Raw genomic sequence first — 21,739 nt, forward strand, 5'->3', positions numbered from 1 at the left:
TAGTGTTTGGTTGGTCAGGCGCGCTGCAGCGCGGCCTTCATCTTGGCCAGGGCGCTCTTGTTGAGCTGGCAGACGCGCGCGTCCGACAGGTCGAGCACGGCGGCGATTTCCTTGTAGCTCAGTTCGAACTCGTAGATCATCTGGATCACGCGCTGTTCTTTTTCGTTCAGGCTGCCCAGCACCTGTTCCAGGCTGCGGCGCACCAGGTAGGCTTCTTCCGGGCTGGGCGCGCTGTGCGCATGGTCGGTCGCTTCCTGCAGCACTTCGTCGAAGCTGAGCATCTCTTCGGCGCAGTCGTCCAGCACGTGCTGGCGGAATTCTTCCAGCGTCACGCCCAGGGAGGCCGCGGCTTCCTTCCCGGTCGGCTCGCGGCCGAGCTTGCGGGTGAGGGCGCGCAGTTCGTCGCGCACGCGGTGGCTGTCCTGGCGCACCGCGCGCGGACGCCAGTCCTGGCGGCGCAGCTCGTCGAGGATGGCGCCGCGCACGCGCAGGCTGGCGTAGCTGCCGAAGCCCCCATCCGGGGTGCCGTAGCGGCGCAGCGCTTCCAGCAGGCCCATCAGGCCGATCTGCTCCATGTCCTCGCGCGAGACCGTGCCCGACACCTGCGAATTGAGCTGGCGTACGATGCGCTTGACCAGCGGCGCGTAGGCCAGCAGGTGGCGCTGCTCCTCGCCAGGCGTCATCCCGGCGTTGGCGGGCGCCTCGCCATACAGCGAAGCGCCATTGGTATCGGCATAGTCGGCTAGATAGGCCACGATGTCCCCGCTGGTCGTGTTTTATTCAATGATCAGCTTGCCGATCATGACTTCGGAAAACGGCTTTTCATGGTTTTCCTTTTCATAATTGGCGTTGAAGGTCTGGTTCAGCAGGGCGGCGTACTGGTCCACTGTCATGGCGTTGGCCTCGGCCAGCGTGTGGGTGGACAGCGAGGACACCACGATGCTGCGCAGCAGCGGCAGGTGTTCCTTGGCCTCCTTCTCCTGCTCGGTGGTGGTGGCCAGCACCAGGTCGACCGACAGGTAGTGGGCCGCCGCCTCGTTCGGGGCGCGGCGCAGCATCACGATCACCTTGTCGAGGGTGACGTATTTGGTCGGCTTCTTTTCCAGTGCTTTCTTCGGGGCTTCGGCCGCGGCGCCCGCTTTGCCGGACTGGGCAGGGGCCAGGTACCACATCGCACCGCCGGCGGCGCCGGCGGCGAGGATGGCGACACCGAAGAAGGCGGCGATCAGTTTGGCTTTGCTGTTCATGGCTCAGTGGGTAATAGGAGATACTTAAGCGCGTCCGGCGAGGGAGAACGCGGTGGTGGATTGGTTGGCTTCGGCCAGGGCCGCGCCGGGGGCGCGCTCGTCCTGGTCCTGGCCCTGCTGGCGGCCGCGGCCCTGCGCATCCGCGCCGAAGCCCGCACCCGGTTGCGCCGCGGCCTGTGCGCGCGGCGCCTGGCTCACGTTGACCGAGACGTCCGTGTACTGGCGCCCGGCCAGGTCGTTGCGCAGGTTGTCGCTCACGGTGTTCAGCTGGCGCAGCACCTCGCTGTGGGTGGCGGTGATGTTCACTTCCAGGCTGCCGCCGGCGTGGCGGATCGAGATCTCGACCCGGCCCAGCATGGGCGGATCGAGGCGGATCACGGCCTGCTCGGCGTTCTTGCCGAGCTGGAGGTTCAGGCGATCGCCCAGCGCTTCCTGCAGGCTCTGGCGCCATGCGGTCGGCGGACCGGACAGGGTCAAGCTGCCGCCCTCGCGCGGCGCGGCGGCCGGGGCGCCCGATGCGGCGACGCCGAAGCCGGTGATGCCGCCGGCGCTGCCGCCGCTTACGGCCTGGCCGTCGGCGCCGGCGGCGTCAATTGCCGGTGCGGCGGCCGCTGGGGCGGCCGCTGGGGCGGTCGGCGCCGCCACAGCCGGCTGGGCCGGCTGCGGCGCGGCGCCGGCGCGCGCCATGACGGCTTCGTGCGCCTGGACCGGCTGCGGGCTGGCGGGCGCCGCGACTGCGAGCGGCAGCGCGGCCACGCCGGCGTTCGCGGCTGCGGCAGCAGGGGCCGGGGCGGCGTCCAGCGGGCGCTCCTGACGCTCCGGCGCGCCGGCCATCAGGCGCATGGCGGCCGGCAGGGCCGCCGGCATCGCCATCATCGACGGCATCAGCGGCGTGCTCATGGCAGCCAGCAGCGGCTGGCCGTCGGCCTCGGTGGCTTCTTCCTGCGCTTCAGGGGCGGGAACGGCCTCGCCCGGCACGGCGGCGGCCAGTTCCGGCTGCGCCATGGCCTCGGGTGCAGCCGGCGCCTCCACCTGCATGAACTGCAGGAAAGCGAGCGGCGCCTGTGCGCCGGACTGCGCGGCGGCCAGCGCCGGGTCGAGCGGCAGGGCGTCGGCCGGGGCCGCGCCGTTGACGGCGGCGCTGTTGGCGGTGTCGGCGGAGACCGGCAGGGAAGCGCTATTCATGGTGATTTTCATCGTTGGGTGCTACCGGTGTCGTTGTCGTCTGCGAGGGCATAGGCCATCCAGCCTTCCTTGTTGGCGAGCATCTCGTCCATGCGTGCCTGCAGCTGGGCGCTGGCGGCGGCGACCGCCAGGGCCGCCGTCGCGTGGGCGCTGCGCAGCTGCTCGAGGGCTGCGCGCTCGGCATCGGTCCAGGGACGGCCGGCAGCCAGCGCCCGCAGCCGCGGGGCGAGCTCGCCGACGGCGCGGCCCAGCAGCGCCCAGTCGGCGCGTGCGCCGGCGTCGAGCAGCACCCGGGCCAGGCCGTCGATGGCGCGCGTCCTATCCATTGCGTTCCTGGACGCCTTTCCAGCCCTGGCGGATCGTGGTCAGGACGCGCACCACTTCATCGACCATGGCCGGGTCCATCTTGATCCCGGCGCCGTGCAGGCGGGTGGCGCAGAATTCGTAGATGTTGGCCAGGTTGGCGACAGTCTCGCCGCCCTGTTCGAAGTCGAGGGAGCTGGACAAGCCGTTGATGATCTCGACGCACTTGTCGATGCTGGCGGCCTTCTGCTCATAGCGCTTGGCCGCGATGTGGGCGCGGGCGCGCGCAAGTTCGTCGAGCAGGCCGTCGGTGAGCAGCAGGACCAGTTCGATCGGCGAGGCGCGCGAGGTCTGGGCATCAAGGTTGACGGCGTGGTAATCGCCGTAGGCTTCTTGGTAGGACATGGAAATGGTCTCGTCTAGTCTTTGTCGCTGCTGAACATGGCGTCGAACATCGAGCTGTTGCTCGACATCTGGCCCTGCAGAGCCTGTAGTTGGGTGAATTGGATCAGGTAGCGCTTGTATGCATCGTCGTACTGCTTGTCGAGCATCGCTTGGCGCAAGACCGTATCTGCCTGTACTTTCGAGACGGCTTCCTGGCGCGTCTTGATCTGGCCCTTGACGGAGCTGGTCCAGCTCGTGAGGTAGGCATCGAGCTTCCCGGCCAGTCCGGTCGGCGTGGTCCCGGTTGCGCTGCCGATCAGGGTATCCAGGCCGGTCGGGTTCGCCGCCAGGGCCTTGCCCAGCCGGGTGGTGTCGACCGACAACGTGCCCTGGCGATTCGCGGTGATGCCGTACGAGGCGAGACTGGCGCTGCCGGTCGGACGCACCAGGCTCACCAGGCGGTCGCGCAGGGCGGCGACGCCGCTGTCGCCGGAAAAGGCGCCGCCGGCCACGCCCTTCGACGGGTCGCCAGGCGCCACCAGCGTGTCGATGGTGCTCTTGAGCTTGTTGTAGGCATCGACGAAAGCCTGCACGTTGGCATTGGTCGCGCTGGTATCGGCGCCGACGGTCAGGGTGACCGGAGCGGTCGTGGTCTTCGCGAACGTCACGCTCACGCCGTCGATGCCGTTGAAGGTATTGGTCGGCTGCGTCACCAGCGTGCCGGTCGCCGAGCCGATACGGATCATGGCATCCTGCGCGGGCACCAGCGACTTGGCCTTGCTGCTGTGGAAGGGCGAGTTCGTGTCGGTGCCGGCGCCGTGCGTGACCGAGATGGCACTGTCGCTGCCCGTGTTCTTTGCCGTCAGCACGAGTTCATATTTGCCGGCGGCGGTGCTGATCACGGAGGCCGTCACCAGCGACTTGTTGTCGGCCGAGGCATTGATGGCCGCGGCGATCTCGCGCGGGCTCAGGGCGCCGCCATCGGTGTTCGCGGCCGTCGTATCGATGTTGATCGAAGTGGCGCCCACCTTCACGACCAGGGAGCCGGACACGCCGCTGGCCTCGTCCAGCGAATACGAGACCTGGTGCGCGGTCGCGAGCTTCTCGACGTAGAACGAATAGGTGCCGGCCGCTGCCGTCGACTTGGCCGTGGCGCTGCCCACGCCCGTGTCGCTGAAGGCCGCGGATTGAGCGAACATGGTCTTGTTCGTGCCGGTCAGGCTGGCCAGCGCGGTCTGGAAGCTGCCGAGCGCCGACCTCAGGCTGCTCAAGCCCTTTTCGGTGGCGCTGGCGCGTCCGGACTTGGCCGTCAGGGCCTGCTGCTGGCTGAAGACGTATTTCTCCGCCAGCGCGGCGGCCGTGCTGGCCGGATCATAGGTTGGGCTGGTGATTGCCATGTTGTTCTCCTTTGTTTAAACGGCCGAGGCCGTCCGGCCCGCCATCCACGACTGGGTGGCGATATCGTCTTCACGCTTGCGCACGACACGTTCCTGCTCGCGCGCATGCAGCACTTGTTCCTGTTCCAGCACCTTGCCCAGCAGTTCGCGCCTGGTCCAGGCATCGGCCAGCTTGCGCTGGGATACCGCCATGTTCGCTTCGTGCAGGGCCAGGTCGGTGCGGTGCAGGTCGGCCATCGCCATCACGTTCTGCTTGTAGGCGCCGCAGTTCAATGCCAGCGCCAGGGGAAGTGCGCCCGTCGCGCCGCTGCCTTCGGTGAGCGCAGCCAGGCGCGCCAGGTTGTTCTGGTAGCGCGTGCGGGTGGCTTCCTGGCTGGCCAGGTCGGCCTGCAGGCGGTCCACGTCGAGCGAGCGCAGTTCCACCAGGGTGCCGAGGCTGGCGATCGTATGGGTGCGCTTCATGCCATCATCGCTTTCAGTTGTTCGACGCATCCACCCATCGGCGCCTCTTCACGCGTGCCCTGGCACAGGAAGGCTTCGATGTGCGGGTGCAGCCGCACCGCCTTGTCGGTCTCCGGATCGGCGCCCGGCACGTAGGCGCCGAGCGGGATCAGGTCGCGCACCCGGGCGTGTTTCGCCAGCGAGGCCTTGAGCTTGCGGGCGGCCAGCTGGTGCTCCTGGCCGACGACCTGCGCCATGCAGCGCGAGATCGACTGGGCGACGTCGATCGCCGGGTAGTGGCCGCGTTCGGCCAGTTCGCGCGTCAGCACGATGTGGCCGTCCAGGATCGCGCGCGCCGAATCGACCACCGGGTCCTGCTGGTCGTCGCCTTCGGCCAGCACGGTGTAGATCGCGCTCATGCTGCCTTTCGGGTTCTCGCCGTTGCCGGCCGATTCGACCAGCTGCGGCAGGTTCGAGAACACCGAGGGCGGATAGCCGCGCGTGGCCGGCGGCTCGCCCAGCGACAGCGCGACTTCGCGCAGCGCCATCGCGTAGCGGGTCAGCGAATCGCACAGCAGCAGCACGTTCTGGCCGCGGTCGCGGAAGTGGGCCGCGATCGAGTGGCACAGTTCGGTGGCCATCACGCGCATCAGCGGCGACTCGTCGGCCGGAGCGACGACCAGGACCGCGCGCTTCAGGCCGTCCGGACCCAGCGACTTCTCGACGAATTCGCGCACCTCGCGGTTACGCTCGCCGATCAGGCCGACCACGATCACGTCGGCCACGGTCTGGCGCGTGATCAGGCCGAGCAGCACCGATTTGCCGACGCCGGAACCGGCCATCAGGCCGACGCGCTGGCCCTTGCCGATGGTGAGCATCGCATTGATCGCACGCACGCCGACGTCCAGCGGTTCGTCCACCGGGGTCTTGCGCAAGGGGTTGACCTTGGGCGGGGTCGTGGACAAGGGCTGGTCGCCGCCGAGTTTACCCAGGCCGTCGATCGGCTCGCCCATGCCATTGACCATGCGGCCCATCCAGGATGGGCCGATCATCAGTTCGCTTTTCTCCTGCACCGGCAGCACGCGCGCGCCGGTCGCCAGGCCGGATGCCTTCTTGAAGGGCATCAGGTAGCTGATCTTTTCCTTGAAGCCGACCACCTGCGCGTCCATCCAGCCGCCGTCGACGGTCTCGATGCGGCAGCGCTGGCCGGTGTGCAGCGGGCAGCCCACCGATTCCAGCAGCAGGCCCTGGGCGCCCACCAGGCGGCCGGTCGGGGTGGCGACCGGCACCGCCCCGAGTTCGACCGCGCGCAGGCGCGCCGCGAGCGCCGTCATCCGGCGTCCTCCTCGTCCAGCAGCTGCTCGCGCACCTGGTCCATCACGGCCGTCAGGCGGCCCTGGCAGCCGGCGTCGACTTCATTGTCGCCGGAGCGCACCCGGCATTCGCCCGGCTCGAGGGCCGGGTCGGGCAGCAGGGTCCACTTCTTGGCGCGCTTCGGGTCGAGCTCGAGCACGCGGCGCAGTTCTTCCGGATTCAGGAACACCTCGACCGCATCGCGCGAAGGCGGCATCACGCTCAGGGCTTCTTCCACCAGGGCGAGCAGCTGCACCGGCTGCAGCGCCAGCTCGGCGCGGATCACCTGGCGCGCGATCTTGCCGACCAGGTCCACGACTTCCTTGCGCTGGGCGGCGCGCATGTCGGTCTTGAGCTTTTTCAGGCCCTTGAGCATGGCGTCGATCGGCTTGGACAGCTCATCGAACTGGGCCAGCGCCATGGCGCGGCCTTCCTCGACGCCGCGCTGCAGGCCTTCGCTTTGTCCGACCGGGAAGCCGTCGGCGCGGCCCTGGTCCAGGCCGGCCTCGTAGCCTTCGCGCTGGCCCTGGCGGTAGCCGTCGGAGAGCGCGGCCTGCCATTCCTCGGCCGAGCCGATGCCGTCGCCCGCAGCCGTGCCCTTGGGCAGGGCGCTGGTCAGCTGGTACAGGGGCGGGAAGTGATAGGGCCGGAATTGCTTCATTCGGCTGTCGCCTCGGCAAACAGTGCGATGTCGATCTCGCCGGCGTCGGCCAGGTCCTTGACGGTGGCCATGATCTCGCGGCGGGTCTGTTCGATGCGCGACATCGGCACCGGGCCGGAACGGCGCATCAGGTCTTCGAAGCTCTGGGCCTGGCGCTTCGGCATCGCGCCCAGGATCGCATCGCGCAGTTGCGGCTCGGCGCCCTTGAGCGCGATCGCCCACTGCTCGAGCGGCACTTCGTCGAGCAGGCGGGTGATGACCTGTTCGGTCTGGCGCGACAGGATGAAGAAGTCGTACATCGACATCTCGATCTGCGACACGACCTCCGGATCGTGGGCGCGCAGCAGCTCCACCATGCCGGCGCGGTTGTCCTGCAGGCGATTGAGGATCTCGGCGACCTGGCGCACGCCTTCCACGCTGGCGCTTTGCGTATCCAGCGCGGCGAGGCAGCGGTTCACCAGTTCTTCCAGTTCGTGCAGCACGTCGCGCTCGATCTCATCCAGGCGGGCCATGTTCAGCAGCACCATCTCGCGCCCGTCGGCCGGCAGCGCTTCCAGGATCTGGGAAGCCAGCGCGGGGGGCAGGAAGGCCAGGAACACGGCCTGCATCTGCACGTGCTCGGTCGAGATGAACTCGGCCAGCCACTTCGGCGAGGCGTACTGCAGGCGCGCCATCATCGGGCGGATCTCGTCGCCGTAGATGGTGTTCAGGACGCTGTTGGCGATGTCGCTGCCGAGCGCCAGGTCGAGCGAGCGCTTCAGGTAGCTGCGCGAGGCGGCGTGCAGGCCGCTCTGCTCGCGGTAGTCGTCGAAGAAGTTCTGGACCGCGGTCTTGACCGAGTCGACCTTGATGCCGCTCATGCGCGACATCACCTGGGTCAGCTCCAGCAGTTCTTCGCGCTCGAGGCAGCGCAGCACCGCGGCGGCGCCTTCTTCGCCGATCGAGAGCAGCACGATGGCGGCCTGCTCGACCGGGGTCAGGACGGCTTCGCCGGCATCAAGGTTATTCAGTTCGGCCATGTTTTTTCTGTACCCATTGTTTGACGACTTCGGCAACGCGCTCAGGCTCCTTGCCGGCGAGGACCTTCAGATGGTCGACCATCACGTCGACGGCCGAGCCGGCCGGCGGGAGGTCGTAGTTTTCGAGCAGCGGGACCACCGGCATCTTGCCCGGGGTGGTGGCGTCGGCGAGGGCGGCCGCACCGGCCAGGGCCGGGGTGCCCAGGGCGGCAGGCGAGCCTGCCGGCAGGGCGGCGATGGCGCCGTCGGCGGTCGCCGCAGCGCCACCCGGCGCACCCGGCAGGGCCGGCGCGGCAGGCATCAGCGGCGGCTGCGGCGCCAGGCGCGCGGTCGCGGCGCGCAGCAGCGGGCGGGCCAGCAGGAGGTAGGCGAGCAGTGCGCCCAGCGCATACAGGCCGTAATTGGTCATGTCGACCACGTTGTCGCGTTCCTGCCACCATTCCTGGGCGACTGGCGCGGCCGGGAAAGTCAGGCTGGAGACGGTCAGCACGTCGCCGCGCGCCGCGTCGATGCCGAGGCCGCCCTTCAGGATCTTCTCGATGTTCGCCAGCTCGGCCGGGGTATAGCCGACTTTCGGGTTGGCGGCGCTGGCATTGTTCAGCACCACCGCGACCGACAGTTTCTTCAGGCGGCCGCGCGAGCGCTTGATCTGGGTGATCGCGCGGTCATAGGCGTACTGGCGGGTGGTGGCGTTCTTGCGCGCGCTGCCGTCGTCCGGCTTGGCCACAGTGGCGTCCGGTGCCTGGCCATCGGCCGCAGCGGCCGGGTCGGCCACCGGCGGACGGTTCGACAGGGTGCCCGGCACGCCCAGCGCCATGCGGTTGCGCTCCATCTCTTCGCGCATCGCTTCGCTGGTGACCTTCGGGGCTTCGCCGTACTTTTCCTGGGTCTCTTCGATCTTGTCGTTGTCGACGTCGGCGGTGACGCTCATCTTGAAGTTGTTCGCGCCCAGCACCGGCGCCAGCAGTTCGTTGACGTTGCTGCGCACCTCGTCGGTGTAGCGCTTGGCCGCGCTGTTCTCGCCCTGGCCCTGGGCCTGGCCGTCGTAGCCGTCGGTCAGGTCGACGCGCGAGGACAGGTAGTTGCCGGCCTGGTCGACCAGCGACACGCGCGCCGGGTTCAGGTTGGCGACGCTGCTCGACACCATGTTGACGATGGCGGCGATCTGCTCGTTCGACAGCGAGCGGCCCGGCTTGACCGCGACCACGACCGAGGCCGAGGATTGGTCGCCGGCGCCGGCCACGAAGGAGCTCGACTTGGCGATCGCCAGGTGCACGCGCGCCGAGGCGATCGCGTCCATGGTCAGGATGCTCTGCGCCAGTTCGCCCTCGAGGCCGCGGCGGAAGCGCACGTCCTGCACGAACTGCGACACGCCGAGCGGGTCGTTGCGGTCCATCAGCTCGAGGCCGGCCGGCAGCTGGGCGGTCACGCCCTTGGCGGCCAGCAGCATGCGCACCTTGCCCAGTTCGCCGGACGGCACCATCACCTGGCCGCTCTCCGGGTGGATGCGGTAGGGGATGGCTTCGGCTTCGAGCACGCTCATCATGTCGCTCGCGGCGACCTTTTCGCGTGCGCCGAACACCGGCTTGTAGTTGGACTGGTCCTGCCACAGGAACAGCATGACCGCGGCCGTGATGGCCACGGCCAGGCCGAGCAGCAGGCTGAGGTTGTTGCGCAGCGCCGGCGGCATGTCGGGCAGCGTCGGCTTCTTGCCGCCAAAGGCGGCCTTGAGGGTCGAAATCACGAGAGTCTCTGGAATAGGGGAGAGGTCAGACCGGCAGCTTGATCAGTTCGTCCACGGCGCCCATGACTTTGTTGCGAACTTGCATGAGCATCGAGAAAGACAGGCTGGCCTGCTGGCTGGCCAGCATGGCGCCGACCAGGTCGTCGCTCTTGCCGGCGTCGACGGCGGCCATGCGTTCGCCGGCGGCGCGGTCTTCCGCGTCCACGCTGGCGATTGCATCCTTCATGGATTGCGTAAAGGAAAATGCGCCTTGCGAATTGTTAAATGTGGTGCCGGTTGACATGTCGGCGGCCGGAACGACGGCCAGACGCTTGGCTTCGTTTGTCAGGGCGGCAAGGTCAGCTTTGATCAGACCGACAAGTTCAGTTCCCATTCTCAATCCAGTACGAAAAAAGAGGTGTTGCGCGTGTTGTGCGAAGGCGACAAAGTGTGTCTTGTTTTGTCGTCAGAAAACCCGTCGAAGGGCATGTTTTGTTAAATCAGTGTCTACGAACGGCCGTTTTATTCTTGACCCTTTTGTTGGGGCTTTCCTCTGTCAATGCAGGGAAAGAGGCCGTTTGTTGCAATGCGATGGGAGAGATATTACCGTAGGGCAAGTGGGAAATCAAAGGCGAATGTCAAAGTCTTTGGCGTACATCTCCATGTATAATAGTTTCCCTGCGGAATGAAAAAAAGATATTCGCCGTTTCCTAGTGACCAATAAACAATGCCGATGAATCCACTCGACCGATCGCGCAAGGACGGGGCCGACCGTTCCGGAAAGTACCAGGGTAGTTACCAGGTACTCGATCCCAGCCTGCTGGGACGCCCGGTGCACCTGCTGCCGAAGTTCGCGCGCCGTTTCGCCGACGCCCTGGCCACGACGATGGCCGGACCCGGCGGGCGCCGCTACTGGGGCAGCTGGCGGCTGGCGAACCTGGCCTTCGAGCGTGCTCCCGACCAGGACGGCCTGCGCTGGCTGGCGGTGGCCGGTCCCCTGGGAACCGCCGCGGTCGCCTTCGAGCGCAGCTTGCTGCTGGATTTGCTGGAAGGCCGCTACGGCCGCAAGAACGCGGCGCCGAGCGCGCCGCGCGACCCCAGCCTGGAGCGCGTGACCGCGACCGAGGAGCGCCTGGCAGCGACCCTCACCGCGCAGCTGGCCGAACAGCTGCATGCGCGCGTGGCCGAAGGCCTGGCGGCGGTCGGCGTGGACGTGCCGGGCGCCGATGCCGCGGTGGTGGAAGTGCCGAGCCCCGCGAGCGCGCCGGGCAAGGCCGGCTGGGTCATCCGCGTCACCCTGGCGCAGGGCGAGCAGCAGAGCCACTGCTGGATCGGCCTGGACCAGGAACTGATGGCCCATGTGCTGCAGGGCCTGAAGGAAGAGCGCAGCAGCGTGCGCACCGCGCGCGCCGGCAACGACGGCCTGTCCTCCGGCCTGTTCGTGAAGCTCGAAGGGCGCCTGGTCAGCAAGGAAACCACATTGGGCGCGCTGTTCGAACTGAAGGTGGGCGACGTCATTCCGGTGTCGGTCGGACGCGCCGACGTGCTGCTGGACGAATCGCGCCTGTTCACGGCCGCCGTGGCCGAGCACAAAGGAAAACTCTGTTTAACCTCTTTTGAAGATGCCGAGTAAATGGACATGAACCTGAACGATCAACTCACTGGTGACGTGATCATCGACGACCTGGAGGGCGTCGAAGCCGCCACCGCCGTCGCGGGCAAGAACGCGGCGCGCCAGCTGCCGCAGATGATGCGCCGGATCCCGGTGACCCTGACGCTGGAAGTGGGCTCGGCCCGCATCTCGCTGCAGGAGCTGATGGCGATCGGCCCGTCCTCGGTGGTGCCGCTCGACGCCCTGGCCGGCGAGCCGCTGGTCATCAAGGTCAACGGCGCGCCGATCGGCCGCGCCGAAGTCGTCGTCGCCGGCGAGCAGTACGGCCTGAAGGTCATCGACCTCGACGGCCTGAACCTGGACGCCCTGACGTCATGACGTTGGCAGTCCGCGGCGCATCCAGGCGCCGCGCCGCGCTGGCGCTGGCCGGCGCGCTGGCCTTGCCGCTGCTGCTGGTCGCGCTGCCTGCCGACGCCCAGCAGCAGGGGCCGAGCATCCTGCCCGGGGTGATCCCCGGCTCGACCCAGGGGATGACGGTCAAGTCGCAGATCCTGGTCCTGATGACCCTGCTCGGGCTGCTGCCCGTGATGGTCATGATGATGACCAGCTTCACCCGTTTCGTGATCGTGCTGTCGCTGCTGCGCCAGGCCCTCGGCCTGCAGCAGGGCCTGCCGAACCGGATCATCACCGGCATCGCGCTGATCCTGACCTTGCTGGTGATGCGTCCGGTCGGCGAAGCCGTGTGGAAGGACGCCTTCCTGCCCTATGACCGCGACCAGATCGGCCTGGAGCAGGCCTTGAGAATCGCCGAGGTGCCGGTGACGCGCTTCATGCTGGCCCAGACCAGCAAGACCGCGCTGACCCAGGTCGCGCACCTGGCGGGCGAACCGGCCAACCTGGCGCCCGAGCAGCGCAGCTTCACCGTCAAGCTGGCGGCCTTCGTGCTGTCCGAGCTCAAGACCGCCTTCCAGATCGGGGCGATGCTGTTCATCCCCTTCCTGATCATCGACCTGGTGGTGTCCTCGGTGCTGATGGCGATGGGCATGATGATGCTGTCTCCCCTGGTGATCTCGCTGCCCTTCAAGCTGCTGCTGTTCGTGCTGGTGGATGGCTGGACCCTGACCGTGAACACGCTGGTCGGCAGTATCCATGGTTATTAGCTATAAGCGACCGAACGAGAGACATAATTAAATGAGTCCTGATATCGCAGTCGACCTGGTGGCCGAGGCCCTGCAGGTCGTGATGCTGCTGGTGCTGGTGCTGGTGGTGCCGGGCCTGGTGATGGGCCTGATCGTGGCGCTGTTCCAGGCCGCGACCCAGATCAACGAGCAGACCCTGAGCTTCCTGCCACGCCTGCTGGTGACGCTGGCGGCGGTGATCCTGGCCGGCCACTGGATGACCTCGACGCTGATGGATTACTGCGTCTCGGTGTTCCAGCGCGCGGCCACGCTCGCGTCCTGACGGGAACTAGAACAAACGATGGAGCTGGTCGGCTTCCTGCTGCCGCTGATGAATGCCCTGTGGTGGCCGTTCGCCCGCATCATGGCCATGATGGCGACCGCCCCGGTGCTGGGCGAGGGCGCGGTGTCGGTGCCGGTGCGCGCGCTGCTGGCCGTGGCCCTGTCCTTCATGATGCTGCCGGTGACGACCCAGAGCGCGGGCGCGCTGCCGGATCCGTTCTCGCTGGCCGGGGTGGTGACGATGTTCGAGCAGGCCGTGATCGGCGGCGTGATCGGGCTGGCGATGCAGTTCGCGATGGCCGTCATCGGGATGCTGGGCTTCCTGGCCTCGAGCCAGATCGGCTTCTCGATGGCCCAGATGAATGACCCGATGAACGGCCAGGCCTCGGACGTGGTGTCGGGCCTGTTGTCGCTGCTGGCGATCCTGGTGTTCTTCGGGATCGACGGCCACCTGGTGCTGATGGGCGTGGTGGGCCAGAGCTTCAAGGCCTGGCCCGTCGGCGCCGGCTACGGGCCGCTGTTGCTGGAGGCGGTGGCGCTCAATCTGGCCTGGGTGTTTTCGGCGGCGATGCTGCTGGCGCTGCCGATCGTGTTTTCGACCATGGTGGTGCAGATCGGTTTCGGTTTCCTGAACCGGGTTTCGCCGAGCCTGAACCTGTTCTCGCTGGGCTTTTCGCTGGTGACGATCTTTGGCCTCCTGATGCTGGTGCAGGTGGTGCGTTTCATCCCCGAGCACTACGTCGCGATGACCAACCAGATCCTGGAGATGCTGCAGGAGCAGATGAAGGTGGCGCATGGCCGATAACGGTACCGGTGGCGACAAGACCGAAAAGCCCTCAGCGCAGAAACTGAAGAAGGCGCGCGAGGAGGGCCAGGTCGTCCGCTCGAAGGACCTGGCGACCGCGGTCGGCATCCTGGTGAGCCTGAAGCTGTTCGCCATGCTGCTGCCGGGCTACATGGAGTCCTTTCGCGCGCTGTTCCGGCTGGTCTTCGTGCCGCTGGGCGAAGCCGGGGCGATCGAAAACGCGATGTCGGTGGTGTTCACCAGCGCCCTGATGCTGCTGCTGAAGATGGTGCTGCCGCTGCTGGCTATTCCCGCCGCGATCATCGTCGCCGGCGTGATCCCGGGCGGCCTGGTCGCCTCGAGCAAGAACATGGCGCCCAAGTTCAGCCGCCTGAGCCCCATCACGAACATCGGCAACCTGTTCTCGCAAAAGCACTGGATCGGTTTTGCGACCTCGACCGCCAAGGCGATCGTGCTGGGTTTCGTGCTGTGGCACGTGAGCACCTCCGGCACCAAGGCCTACGTCGAGCTGCAGCGCATGCCGCTGTCGGACGCGCTGCTCGGCGGCGCCGACCTGATGCTGGGCGGCCTGATGGCGCTGGTGGCGGTGTTCGTGGTGTTCGCGCTGATCGACGTGCCGGTGCAGGCCTTCCTGTTCACCAAAAACCAGCGCATGAGCAAGCAGGAACTGAAGGAAGAACACAAGAGCAACGAGGGCAAGCCCGAGGTGAAGCAGCGCATCCGCCAGCTGCAGCACCAGCTGGCCCAGCGCAGCGTGCGCAAGAGCGTGCCGACGGCCGACGTGGTGATCGTCAACCCGGAGCACTACGCGGTGGCCCTGAAGTACGACACCAACCGCGCCGAGGCGCCTTTCGTGGTGGCCAAGGGCGTGGACGAAATGGCGCTGTACATCAAGCGCATCGCACGCGAGCACGACATCGAAACCCTGTCGCTGCCGCCGCTGGCGCGCGCGATCTACAACACCAGCCAGGTGCAGCAGCAGATCCCTGCGCAGCTGTACGGGGCGGTGTCGCAGGTATTGAACTACGTCCTACAACTGAATGCGTTCCGTGCAGGCCGGCGCCAGGCGCCCCCACGGTTCCCCAACGAGGTGGTGGTCCCATCTCATTTGAGTGAGGTTTCTGCATGAATTCCATTAACGCCTTCGTCTCGGAGCTGAAGCGCCAGAAGTTCGCCGGCCCGATCTTCCTGATCGCGCTGCTGGCGATGATCATGCTGCCGCTGCCGCCGGTGCTGCTGGACGTGCTGTTCACGTTCAACATCGTGCTGGCGCTGATCGTGATCCTGGTGTCGGTGACGGCCAAGCGTCCGCTCGACTTCTCGGTGTTCCCGACCGTGATCCTGGGCACCACCCTGTTGCGCCTGGCGCTGAACGTGGCTTCCACCCGCGTGGTGCTGCTCAACGGCCACACCGGCCCGCATGCGGCCGGTAACGTGATCGAGGCCTTCGCCAACGTCGTCATCGGCGGTAACTTCGTGGTCGGCCTGGTGGTGTTCGTGATCCTGATGATCATCAACTTCATCGTCGTCACCAAGGGCGCCGAACGCATCTCGGAAGTGTCGGCGCGCTTCACGCTGGACGCGCTGCCCGGCAAGCAGATGGCGATCGACGCCGACCTGAACGCGGGCCTGATCAACCAGGAGAAGGCTACCCAGCGGCGCAAGGACGTGGCGGCCGAAGCCGACTTCTACGGCGCCATGGACGGCGCCTCGAAATTCGTGCGCGGCGACGCCATCGCCTCGATCCTGATCCTGATCATCAACCTGGTGGGCGGTATCGCCATCGGCGCCCTGATGCACGACCTGCCGCTGGGCGAGGCCGCCAAGGTGTACGCGCTGCTCACCATCGGTGACGGCCTGGTGGCCCAGATCCCGGCGCTGCTGCTGTCGGCGGCGGCGGCGATCCTGGTGACCCGCATCGGCGAATCCGGCGACCTCGAGAAGCAGGTGAGCGGCCAGATGCTGGCCCAGCCGGCGGTGTTGTTCTCGGTGGCGGGCGTGATGATCGTGCTTGGCCTGGTGCCGGGCATGCCGATGTTCACCTTCTTCACCTTCGCGGCGGTGGTCGGCTACGTCGGCTGGAAGCTGACCAGGCGCGTGCAGGCGCCGGACAATGCCGGCGTGGCCGCGATCGAAGCCGCGCTGCGCGACGAGCGCGCGCCGGAACTCGACTGGCAGGCGCTGCCGGTGGTGCAGCCGGTGACGGTGGCGGTGGGCTACAAGCTGGTCGGCATGATCGACAAGGCCCAGGGCGAGCCGCTCACCAAGCGCATCAAGGGTCTGCGCCAGAGCCTCTCGGAGCAGATGGGCATGGTGTTACCAAGCATCGGCGTGCGCGACGACCTGGCGTTGCGCCCGTCGCAGTATGCGATCAGCCTGTCGGGCATCGTGGTGGCCGAAGCGGAGGTGATGCCCGAGCACCTGATGGCGATCCCGTCGCCCAACGTGTACGGCGAGATCGACGGCATCCCCGGCATCGAGCCGGCCTACGGCATGGCGATCACCTGGATCACGCCCGAGCAGAAGGCCGATGCGCTGGGTCTGGGCTACCAGGTGGTCGAGGTGGCGAGCGCGATCGCCACCCATACCTCGAAAGTGGTGCGCGAATACCTGCACGAGCTGTTCCGCCACGAGGACGTGCCGGCGATCCTGGAGCGCCTGCAGGCGCTGTCGCCGAAGCTGGCGGGATCGCTGGAAAAGGCGCTCACCCACACCCAGCTGCTGCGCGTGTTCCGCGTGCTGCTCGCCGAAGGCGTGTCATTGAAGGACATCGTGGTGATCGCCACCACGCTGCTGGACAGTTCGGAGAGCACCAAGGACCCGATCCTGCTGGCGGCCGAGGTGCGCTGCGCGCTGCGGCGCCAGATCGTGTCCGGCCTGTTCGGCAAGAAGAAGGACATGCCGGCGTTTAACCTGTCGGCCGAACTGGAAAACATGCTGCTCGGCTCCCTGAACCAGGCGCGCCAGAACAATGGCGGCAAGGTCGCGCTGGACAACTACCCGATCGACCCGCAGTTGCTGTCCCAGCTGCAGATCAACATGCCGGTGGCGCGCGAGCAGATGAAGCAGCAGCACACGCCGCCGCTGCTGCTGGTGCTGCCGCAGGTGCGCCCGCTGCTGGCGCGCTACGCCAAGCTGTTCGCGCCGGGGCTGCACGTGCTGTCGTATAACGAGATTCCCGAGAACCGGGACGTGTCGATCGTCGGTACCGTCGGATGATCCGCCGCGGCATCGGTGAAATATTATTTCACCAATGGCGTGCAACTGAAATAATATTTCAGCCCTCGCGCGCCTGCGTCTCCGCCGCGTCAAGGCGCGGCAACACCAGGGCCAGTTCGGCCACCGCGCGGAACACGGGCAACGTCAGCACCTGCACCACATCGCTCGAGGCCATCCGTGCGTGCACTAGCGCCAGCGGCAGGCTGTCGCGGTAGCGCCAGCGCTGCACCTGCAGACCGGCGCGCGCGATCGCGTCTTCCAGTTCCGGCTGCAGCTTGCGCAGCCGCGCCAACGCCGCCGCATCGGGGGCGCACAGTTCCAGCGCCAGCCCGCCGGGGATCGCCTCCACCTGCAGCACGACCGCGGTGCCGTCGGCCAGTTCCAGTTCGAGCCGCAGCGCGGCCCGGCTGCGCTTGCGCCGGCCGGACGCGCCGTCGGGCTGTTCCTGCAGCACCCCCAGGTGCTGGTCCTTGGCGCCGCCCGCATGCACCGTGAAGCGCCAGGCGTCCTGCAGCAGCAGCGGATGGTCCGCCTGGCGCAGCACGCGTCCCTCCTGGCTGGCCGCCAGCAGCGCCGGCGGCAGCTGGCCCGCCTGGTTGCGCAATTCGCGATCGGTCATCTGCTTGCCGTACTGGCGCACCATGGCCTGCCAGGACGTGGCCAGGGTACGACCGTCGGCGGCCTGGAAATGCATCTGGCGCGCCAGGAAGACCTGGTCGGGGCGCATGGCAAGGCCCTCGGGCCCCGGCTCGCCCTGCGCGGCAGGGGCGGGCGCGAGCAGCTGGGACATCGGCAGGGGCGGCTCGCCGCCGTCGAAAGGCGCCAGCGCGACGGGCGCCGCCGCCGCCACCGCGCCGACACTGAGCGGCGTTGCCTGGGGAGGGAGCAGGGGAACGATGGAAGGGATGGTGCTCATGGCGGTTCACCTATGAAAAAAGGCCAGCCGTTCGCGGGCTGGCCTTCGATACTACCGGATCGGGTGCCCGGGAAGCGAGTATTACTGCAGCAGCGACATGACCATCGAGGACATGCTGTTCGACTGCTTCAGCATGGCGGTGCCGGCTTGCATCAGCATCTGGTTCGAGGTCATCGTTGCGCTTTCGGTCGCAAAGTCGACGTCCATGATGCGGCCGGTGGCATTCTTGGTGTTGGTGCTGATGTTGGCCAGGTTGTTGTGCACATGTTCGAGGCGGTTGGCGGCGGCGCCCAGCGAGGAGCGGACGGTGCTGACGCTTTCGATCGCGGTCTTGAGTTTGTCGATCGTCGCGTTCGCGTTCACGGCGCCGGTCTTGGCGCCACCCAAGTCACCAGCGAGGGTGTCGGTGAGTTCCTTACCGGCAACGCCAGTGGTGCCAGCGACCGCCCAGGTCGAGGCTGCGCCGGCGGCGTCGACGTTCAGTACGCCGCCGTTGAAGCCGGCAGCTGCGGTATAGATGTTCTTGTGCATGGCGTTCAGCTGGGTGCTCACATCCAGCGACATCTTTTCCCCGCCGCTGGCGCCGATTTGAAAATCGACCGCCGACTTCAGTTTGCCGGTGCTGTTGTTCAGCACTGCGGTACCGCCGAAGGTGGTGTTCTTGACGATATTGGTCAGCTCGTCGGTCAGCGAGGTGTACTCGGCCTGCATCGCGGTGCGGTCGCTGTCCGAGGACGAGCCATCGGCGGCCTGGGTTGCCAGGTCCTTCATGCGGGTCAGAATGTTGGTGACCTCGTCAAGCGCGCCTTCGGCGGTCTGCAGCATCGAGATCGAATTCTGGGTGTTGCGCATGGCCACGCTCATGCCGCTGGTCTGGGCTTTCAGGCGGGTGGCGATCTGCAGGCCGGCGGCGTCGTCCATGGCCGAGTTGATGCGGAAGCCGGTCGACAGGCGGGTCATCGAGGTCGACAGCGTGCTCTGGGTACGCGACAGCGAATTCTGGGCCGAGAGGGCGGCGTTGTTGGTGTGAAGGCTCAGCATGTGAACTCCTGGTTGTTCGAGGTAAATAAGGGCGCAGCCCTGTTGGCATCACGTTTTCCGCGCGATCTTCAATACAAGGCGACCCTGATCGGCGCGGTATTAAGTGTTGAGCAGAAATTTTCCCTAGTGCACGTAAAAGACAGGAGCCAGCCCGCAGGCTGGCTCCTCTACAGTGCCGCGAGGCGCTGTGTCTGCGATGAGGATTACTGCAGCAGCGACATAACCATCGAGGACATGCTGTTCGACTGCTTCAGCATGGCGGTGCCTGCCTGCATCAGCATCTGGTTCGAGGTCATCGTCGCACTTTCGGTGGCGAAGTCGACATCCATGATGCGGCCGGTGGCGTTCTTGGTATTGGTGCTGATGTTGGCCAGGTTGTTGTGCACGTGGTCAAGGCGGTTGGCGGCGGCGCCCAGCGACGAGCGCAGGGAGCTGACCGACTCGATCGCGGTCTTGAGCGTGTCGATGGTGGCGTTGGCGTTGGCAGTCAGTTCGGTGCCGGCTGCGGCGGCCGGGGTGACGCCTTCGCCGTCGTATTGCAGCGCGGCCAGTCCGATGTCGGTGTGCACCTTGGTAAGCGCAGTGCCGAACTTGCCGACCATCGTTTCTGCCTGGGAGGCGCCGATCTGGAAGGTGACGTCGGTAGCCAGCTTGCCGCCGGTTTTCTTCAGCAGGCCGGTGCCGCCGAAGCTGGTGTTACCCATGATGTTGCCGAGCTCATCGCTCAGCGAGGTGAACTCCGACTGCATCGCGGTGCGGTCGGCAGTCGACGAGGAACCGTCGGCGGCCTGGGTCGCCAGGTCTTTCATGCGGGTCAGGATGTTGGTAACTTCGTCGAGCGCGCCTTCGGCGGTTTGCAGCATCGAGATCGAATTCTGGGTATTGCGCATGGCAACCGACATGCCGCTGGTCTGGGCTTTGAGACGGGTGGCGATCTGCAGGCCGGCGGCGTCGTCCATGGCCGAGTTGATGCGGAAGCCGGTCGACAGGCGGGTCATCGAGGTCGACAGCGTGCTTTGGGTGCGCGACAGCGAATTCTGGGCCGAGAGGGCGGCGTTGTTGGTGTGAAGGCTCAGCATGTGAACTCCTTGTTATACGTAAAGGTTGGTCGCGCAGCCTGGTTGGATACATGTTTTCCACGCGCTCACCAGTACAAGGCGACCCGGACAGTTTGATAATTAAGTGCCGTGTGGAAATTTTTAGGCTTGAGCGTAAACGACAAAGCCAGCCCGAAGGCTGGCTCATTCCAATGCGCCGCATGGCGCGTCGAACGATGATTACTGCAGCAGCGACATGACCATCGAAGACATGCTGTTCGACTGTTTGAGCATGGCGGTGCCTGCCTGCATCAGCATCTGATTCGAGGTCATCGTCGCGCTTTCGGTGGCGAAATCGACGTCCATGATGCGACCGGTGGCGTTCTTGGTATTGGTGCTGATGTTGGCCAGGTTGTTGTGCACGTGCTCGAGGCGATTGGCCGCCGCGCCCATGCCGGAGCGGACCGTGCTGACTGCTTCCACGGCGGCCTGCAGCTTGTCGATCATTGCCGATGCGGAGTCGGTCAATTCGGTGCCGGTGCCGGAAATGGCGGCGCCGAAAGCGTTGTAGTTCACGCTGACGTCGCGCAGCTTGGTGTGCAGGGCGGTGACGTCGGTCGTCAGGGCGAGCGACATTTTTTCGCCAGCCGAGGCCCCGATCTGGAAATCGATGCTGCCCGACAGGGCGCCATCGGTCTTGCCGATCGAATTGGTGACCGCCGTCGCGTAGGCGGCAGTCACGTCCTTCTTGTTGTCCGCCAGCGTCTTGGCCTTCAGCGCCGCGTCGTAGGTTGCCTTGGCGGCATCGAGCGCGAGCTTGTTCGCATCATTCGGCGTGGTGTTGTAGGTACCTTGTGCCGTGCCGAGGGCGGTCTGTGCGTTTCCAAAGTTGGTATTCGGCGTTGCAGTGGCGGCCAATGCGGTGGCGGCCACGCCATCGGCGGCCGTTTTGTCCGCGGCGATCGCATTCTTGGTCAGCAGCTTGGCGCCGCCAAAGGTGGTATTGCCGATGATATTGCTCAGTTCGCTCGCCAGCGAATCGTATTCCGACTGCATCGCATCCTTGTCGGCAGCGCTGGAGGAGCCGTCGGCGGACTGGGTTGCCAGGTCCTTCATGCGCACCAGGATGTTGGTGACTTCGTCCAGCGCGCCTTCGGCGGTCTGCAGCATCGAGATCGAATTCTGGGTGTTGCGCATGGCCACGGCCATGCCGCTGGTCTGGGCCTTCAGGCGAGTGGCGATCTGCAGGCCGGCGGCGTCGTCCATGGCCGAGTTGATGCGAAAGCCCGTCGACAGGCGGGTCATCGAGGTCGACAGCGTGGACTGGGTGCGCGACAGCGAATTTTGTGCCGACAGGGCGGCGTTATTGGTGTGGAGGCTCAGCATGGTATTTTCCGGATATTTACGTGTCTCGTGTCGCGCCCTTGCGCTTACAAGTACAAGACGACCCTCAGGCGCGTTCCATTAAGAAAGACACGAAATTTATTTCAATATAGAAATGGCCAGTACGAAACTGGCCATTGTCATTGTGCGCCCAGCATGGGCGCACTCTTGCGGGTGCAAGTCCCGCCGTAAGCTGACCACAGCGAGCGAAGTGAAGCGCAACTGCGTAAGGGCGACCGAGCGTGGGGAGGAAGCGTGGAGCGAAACTGCGAGCCGATGGACAAGAACCGGATACAAGGCGCTACCGAGCAGGGCGAGCGGGCAATGATCCGCGAAGCTCTCGTGGTCAAGGNGAAGTGGCGTAAATCCGGCGGTTGTGCAGGGAAGGAGTGCGTTCTTACCTTGGGGAGATCTCGCCTCATGCCTGAAAGGGCGACGTGGCGACACGGAGCGAGAAGTCAGCAGAGGCCATAGTAGCTGAGTTTTTTTTTCAGCGAAGGGCCGAACGAGTAGGAGTGTCGAACAACTTGTCGATGAATCGTGTACGGCATCA

Annotated in this window: 23 protein-coding genes and 1 pseudogene; 7 read left to right on the forward strand and 17 right to left on the reverse strand. The window is 66.3% G+C overall.

Annotation, left to right across the window (positions count from 1 at the left end; translation table 11 throughout):
* Window positions 1–14 precede the first annotated feature (14 nt).
* Genes YWC_RS0119745 through fliE form a run of 12 tightly spaced genes read right to left on the reverse strand, consistent with a single transcriptional unit; the run spans window position 15 to window position 10,107 of the window.
* Complete coding sequence (locus YWC_RS0119745) at window positions 15–755, reverse strand: FliA/WhiG family RNA polymerase sigma factor (RefSeq protein WP_027866942.1); 741 nt, start codon at window positions 753–755, stop codon at window positions 15–17.
* Between the two features lie 21 nt (window positions 756–776).
* A complete protein-coding gene (locus YWC_RS0119750) occupies window positions 777–1,247 on the reverse strand; it encodes a flagellar basal body-associated FliL family protein (protein ID WP_027866943.1) in 471 nt (156 codons plus the stop codon).
* 24 nt (window positions 1,248–1,271) lie between these two features.
* The gene (locus YWC_RS31715) at window positions 1,272–2,432 is read right to left on the reverse strand and encodes a flagellar hook-length control protein FliK (RefSeq protein WP_051306591.1); all 1,161 of its coding nucleotides are present in this window, start codon (window positions 2,430–2,432) and stop codon (window positions 1,272–1,274) included.
* An 8-nt stretch (window positions 2,433–2,440) separates the two neighbouring features.
* Complete coding sequence (locus tag YWC_RS0119760) at window positions 2,441–2,758, reverse strand: hypothetical protein (protein ID WP_027866944.1); 318 nt, start codon at window positions 2,756–2,758, stop codon at window positions 2,441–2,443.
* The gene (fliS, locus tag YWC_RS0119765; protein ID WP_027866945.1) at window positions 2,751–3,140 is read right to left on the reverse strand and encodes a flagellar export chaperone FliS; all 390 of its coding nucleotides are present in this window, start codon (window positions 3,138–3,140) and stop codon (window positions 2,751–2,753) included. Before fliS ends, YWC_RS0119760 begins: the two co-directional genes overlap by 8 nt.
* A 14-nt stretch (window positions 3,141–3,154) precedes the next feature.
* Window positions 3,155–4,516: a flagellar filament capping protein FliD gene (fliD, locus tag YWC_RS0119770; RefSeq protein WP_027866946.1), complete on the reverse strand. Its 1,362-nt coding sequence runs from the start codon at window positions 4,514–4,516 to the stop codon at window positions 3,155–3,157.
* A 15-nt stretch (window positions 4,517–4,531) separates the two neighbouring features.
* On the reverse strand, window positions 4,532–4,978 hold the full coding sequence (locus YWC_RS0119775; RefSeq protein ID WP_027866947.1) for a flagellar FliJ family protein: 447 nt from the start codon (window positions 4,976–4,978) through the stop codon (window positions 4,532–4,534).
* A complete protein-coding gene (fliI, locus tag YWC_RS0119780; protein ID WP_027866948.1) occupies window positions 4,975–6,291 on the reverse strand; it encodes a flagellar protein export ATPase FliI in 1,317 nt (438 codons plus the stop codon). Before fliI ends, YWC_RS0119775 begins: the two co-directional genes overlap by 4 nt.
* Window positions 6,288–6,971, reverse strand: a complete 684-nt coding sequence (gene fliH, locus YWC_RS30085; protein ID WP_036215119.1) for a flagellar assembly protein FliH — start codon at window positions 6,969–6,971, stop codon at window positions 6,288–6,290. The genes fliI and fliH overlap by 4 nt, the downstream gene beginning before the upstream one ends.
* The gene (locus YWC_RS0119790) at window positions 6,968–7,990 is read right to left on the reverse strand and encodes a FliG C-terminal domain-containing protein (RefSeq protein WP_027866949.1); all 1,023 of its coding nucleotides are present in this window, start codon (window positions 7,988–7,990) and stop codon (window positions 6,968–6,970) included. Before YWC_RS0119790 ends, fliH begins: the two co-directional genes overlap by 4 nt.
* Window positions 7,974–9,734, reverse strand: a complete 1,761-nt coding sequence (fliF, locus tag YWC_RS0119795) for a flagellar basal-body MS-ring/collar protein FliF (RefSeq protein ID WP_027866950.1) — start codon at window positions 9,732–9,734, stop codon at window positions 7,974–7,976. Before fliF ends, YWC_RS0119790 begins: the two co-directional genes overlap by 17 nt.
* A gap of 25 nt (window positions 9,735–9,759) precedes the next feature.
* Window positions 9,760–10,107: a flagellar hook-basal body complex protein FliE gene (fliE, locus tag YWC_RS0119800; protein ID WP_027866951.1), complete on the reverse strand. Its 348-nt coding sequence runs from the start codon at window positions 10,105–10,107 to the stop codon at window positions 9,760–9,762.
* A 339-nt stretch (window positions 10,108–10,446) separates the two neighbouring features.
* Between fliE and YWC_RS0119805 the strand changes: the two genes are divergently transcribed.
* From YWC_RS0119805 to YWC_RS0119835, 7 genes are read left to right on the forward strand one after another with little or no spacing between them, the layout of a single operon-like run.
* Window positions 10,447–11,346: a FliM/FliN family flagellar motor switch protein gene (locus YWC_RS0119805; RefSeq protein WP_229413146.1), complete on the forward strand. Its 900-nt coding sequence runs from the start codon at window positions 10,447–10,449 to the stop codon at window positions 11,344–11,346.
* The gene (locus tag YWC_RS0119810) at window positions 11,347–11,703 is read left to right on the forward strand and encodes a FliM/FliN family flagellar motor switch protein (protein WP_027866953.1); all 357 of its coding nucleotides are present in this window, start codon (window positions 11,347–11,349) and stop codon (window positions 11,701–11,703) included. It begins immediately after the preceding gene.
* Entirely contained in the window at window positions 11,700–12,485 is a 786-nt protein-coding gene (gene fliP, locus YWC_RS0119815) for a flagellar type III secretion system pore protein FliP (RefSeq protein ID WP_027866954.1), read from the forward strand. The genes YWC_RS0119810 and fliP overlap by 4 nt, the downstream gene beginning before the upstream one ends.
* A gap of 31 nt (window positions 12,486–12,516) precedes the next feature.
* Window positions 12,517–12,786, forward strand: a complete 270-nt coding sequence (gene fliQ / locus YWC_RS0119820) for a flagellar biosynthesis protein FliQ (RefSeq protein ID WP_027866955.1) — start codon at window positions 12,517–12,519, stop codon at window positions 12,784–12,786.
* Window positions 12,787–12,804: 18 nt separating this feature from the next.
* Window positions 12,805–13,590 carry a flagellar biosynthetic protein FliR gene (gene fliR / locus YWC_RS0119825; protein WP_027866956.1) on the forward strand — a complete coding sequence of 262 codons (786 nt, stop codon included), beginning with the start codon at window positions 12,805–12,807 and terminating at the stop codon, window positions 13,588–13,590.
* The gene (flhB, locus tag YWC_RS0119830) at window positions 13,580–14,719 is read left to right on the forward strand and encodes a flagellar type III secretion system protein FlhB (protein WP_027866957.1); all 1,140 of its coding nucleotides are present in this window, start codon (window positions 13,580–13,582) and stop codon (window positions 14,717–14,719) included. Before fliR ends, flhB begins: the two co-directional genes overlap by 11 nt.
* On the forward strand, window positions 14,716–16,809 hold the full coding sequence (locus tag YWC_RS0119835) for a flagellar biosynthesis protein FlhA (protein WP_027866958.1): 2,094 nt from the start codon (window positions 14,716–14,718) through the stop codon (window positions 16,807–16,809). The genes flhB and YWC_RS0119835 overlap by 4 nt, the downstream gene beginning before the upstream one ends.
* Window positions 16,810–16,867: 58 nt before the next feature.
* Here the strand turns inward: YWC_RS0119835 and YWC_RS0119840 are convergent, their stop codons facing one another.
* The 5 genes and pseudogenes from YWC_RS0119840 to YWC_RS34200 form a co-directional block, all read right to left on the reverse strand.
* Window positions 16,868–17,725, reverse strand: coding sequence for a hypothetical protein (locus YWC_RS0119840; protein ID WP_027866959.1), 858 nt, complete (start codon window positions 17,723–17,725; stop codon window positions 16,868–16,870).
* Between the two features lie 81 nt (window positions 17,726–17,806).
* Entirely contained in the window at window positions 17,807–18,766 is a 960-nt protein-coding gene (locus YWC_RS0119845; protein ID WP_027866960.1) for a flagellin N-terminal helical domain-containing protein, read from the reverse strand.
* A gap of 203 nt (window positions 18,767–18,969) precedes the next feature.
* Window positions 18,970–19,845, reverse strand: coding sequence for a flagellin N-terminal helical domain-containing protein (locus tag YWC_RS0119850; protein ID WP_027866961.1), 876 nt, complete (start codon window positions 19,843–19,845; stop codon window positions 18,970–18,972).
* A gap of 198 nt (window positions 19,846–20,043) precedes the next feature.
* Window positions 20,044–20,439 carry a flagellin gene (locus YWC_RS34195; RefSeq protein WP_371846438.1) on the reverse strand — a complete coding sequence of 132 codons (396 nt, stop codon included), beginning with the start codon at window positions 20,437–20,439 and terminating at the stop codon, window positions 20,044–20,046.
* A 333-nt stretch (window positions 20,440–20,772) separates the two neighbouring features.
* Window positions 20,773–21,189: pseudogene (locus tag YWC_RS34200) on the reverse strand (flagellin N-terminal helical domain-containing protein); the annotation flags it as partial.
* Between the last annotated feature and the right edge of the window lie 550 nt (window positions 21,190–21,739).

The sequence above is a fragment of the Massilia alkalitolerans DSM 17462 genome (genome assembly GCF_000427785.1).
GTDB lineage: Bacteria > Pseudomonadota > Gammaproteobacteria > Burkholderiales > Burkholderiaceae_D > Telluria > Telluria alkalitolerans.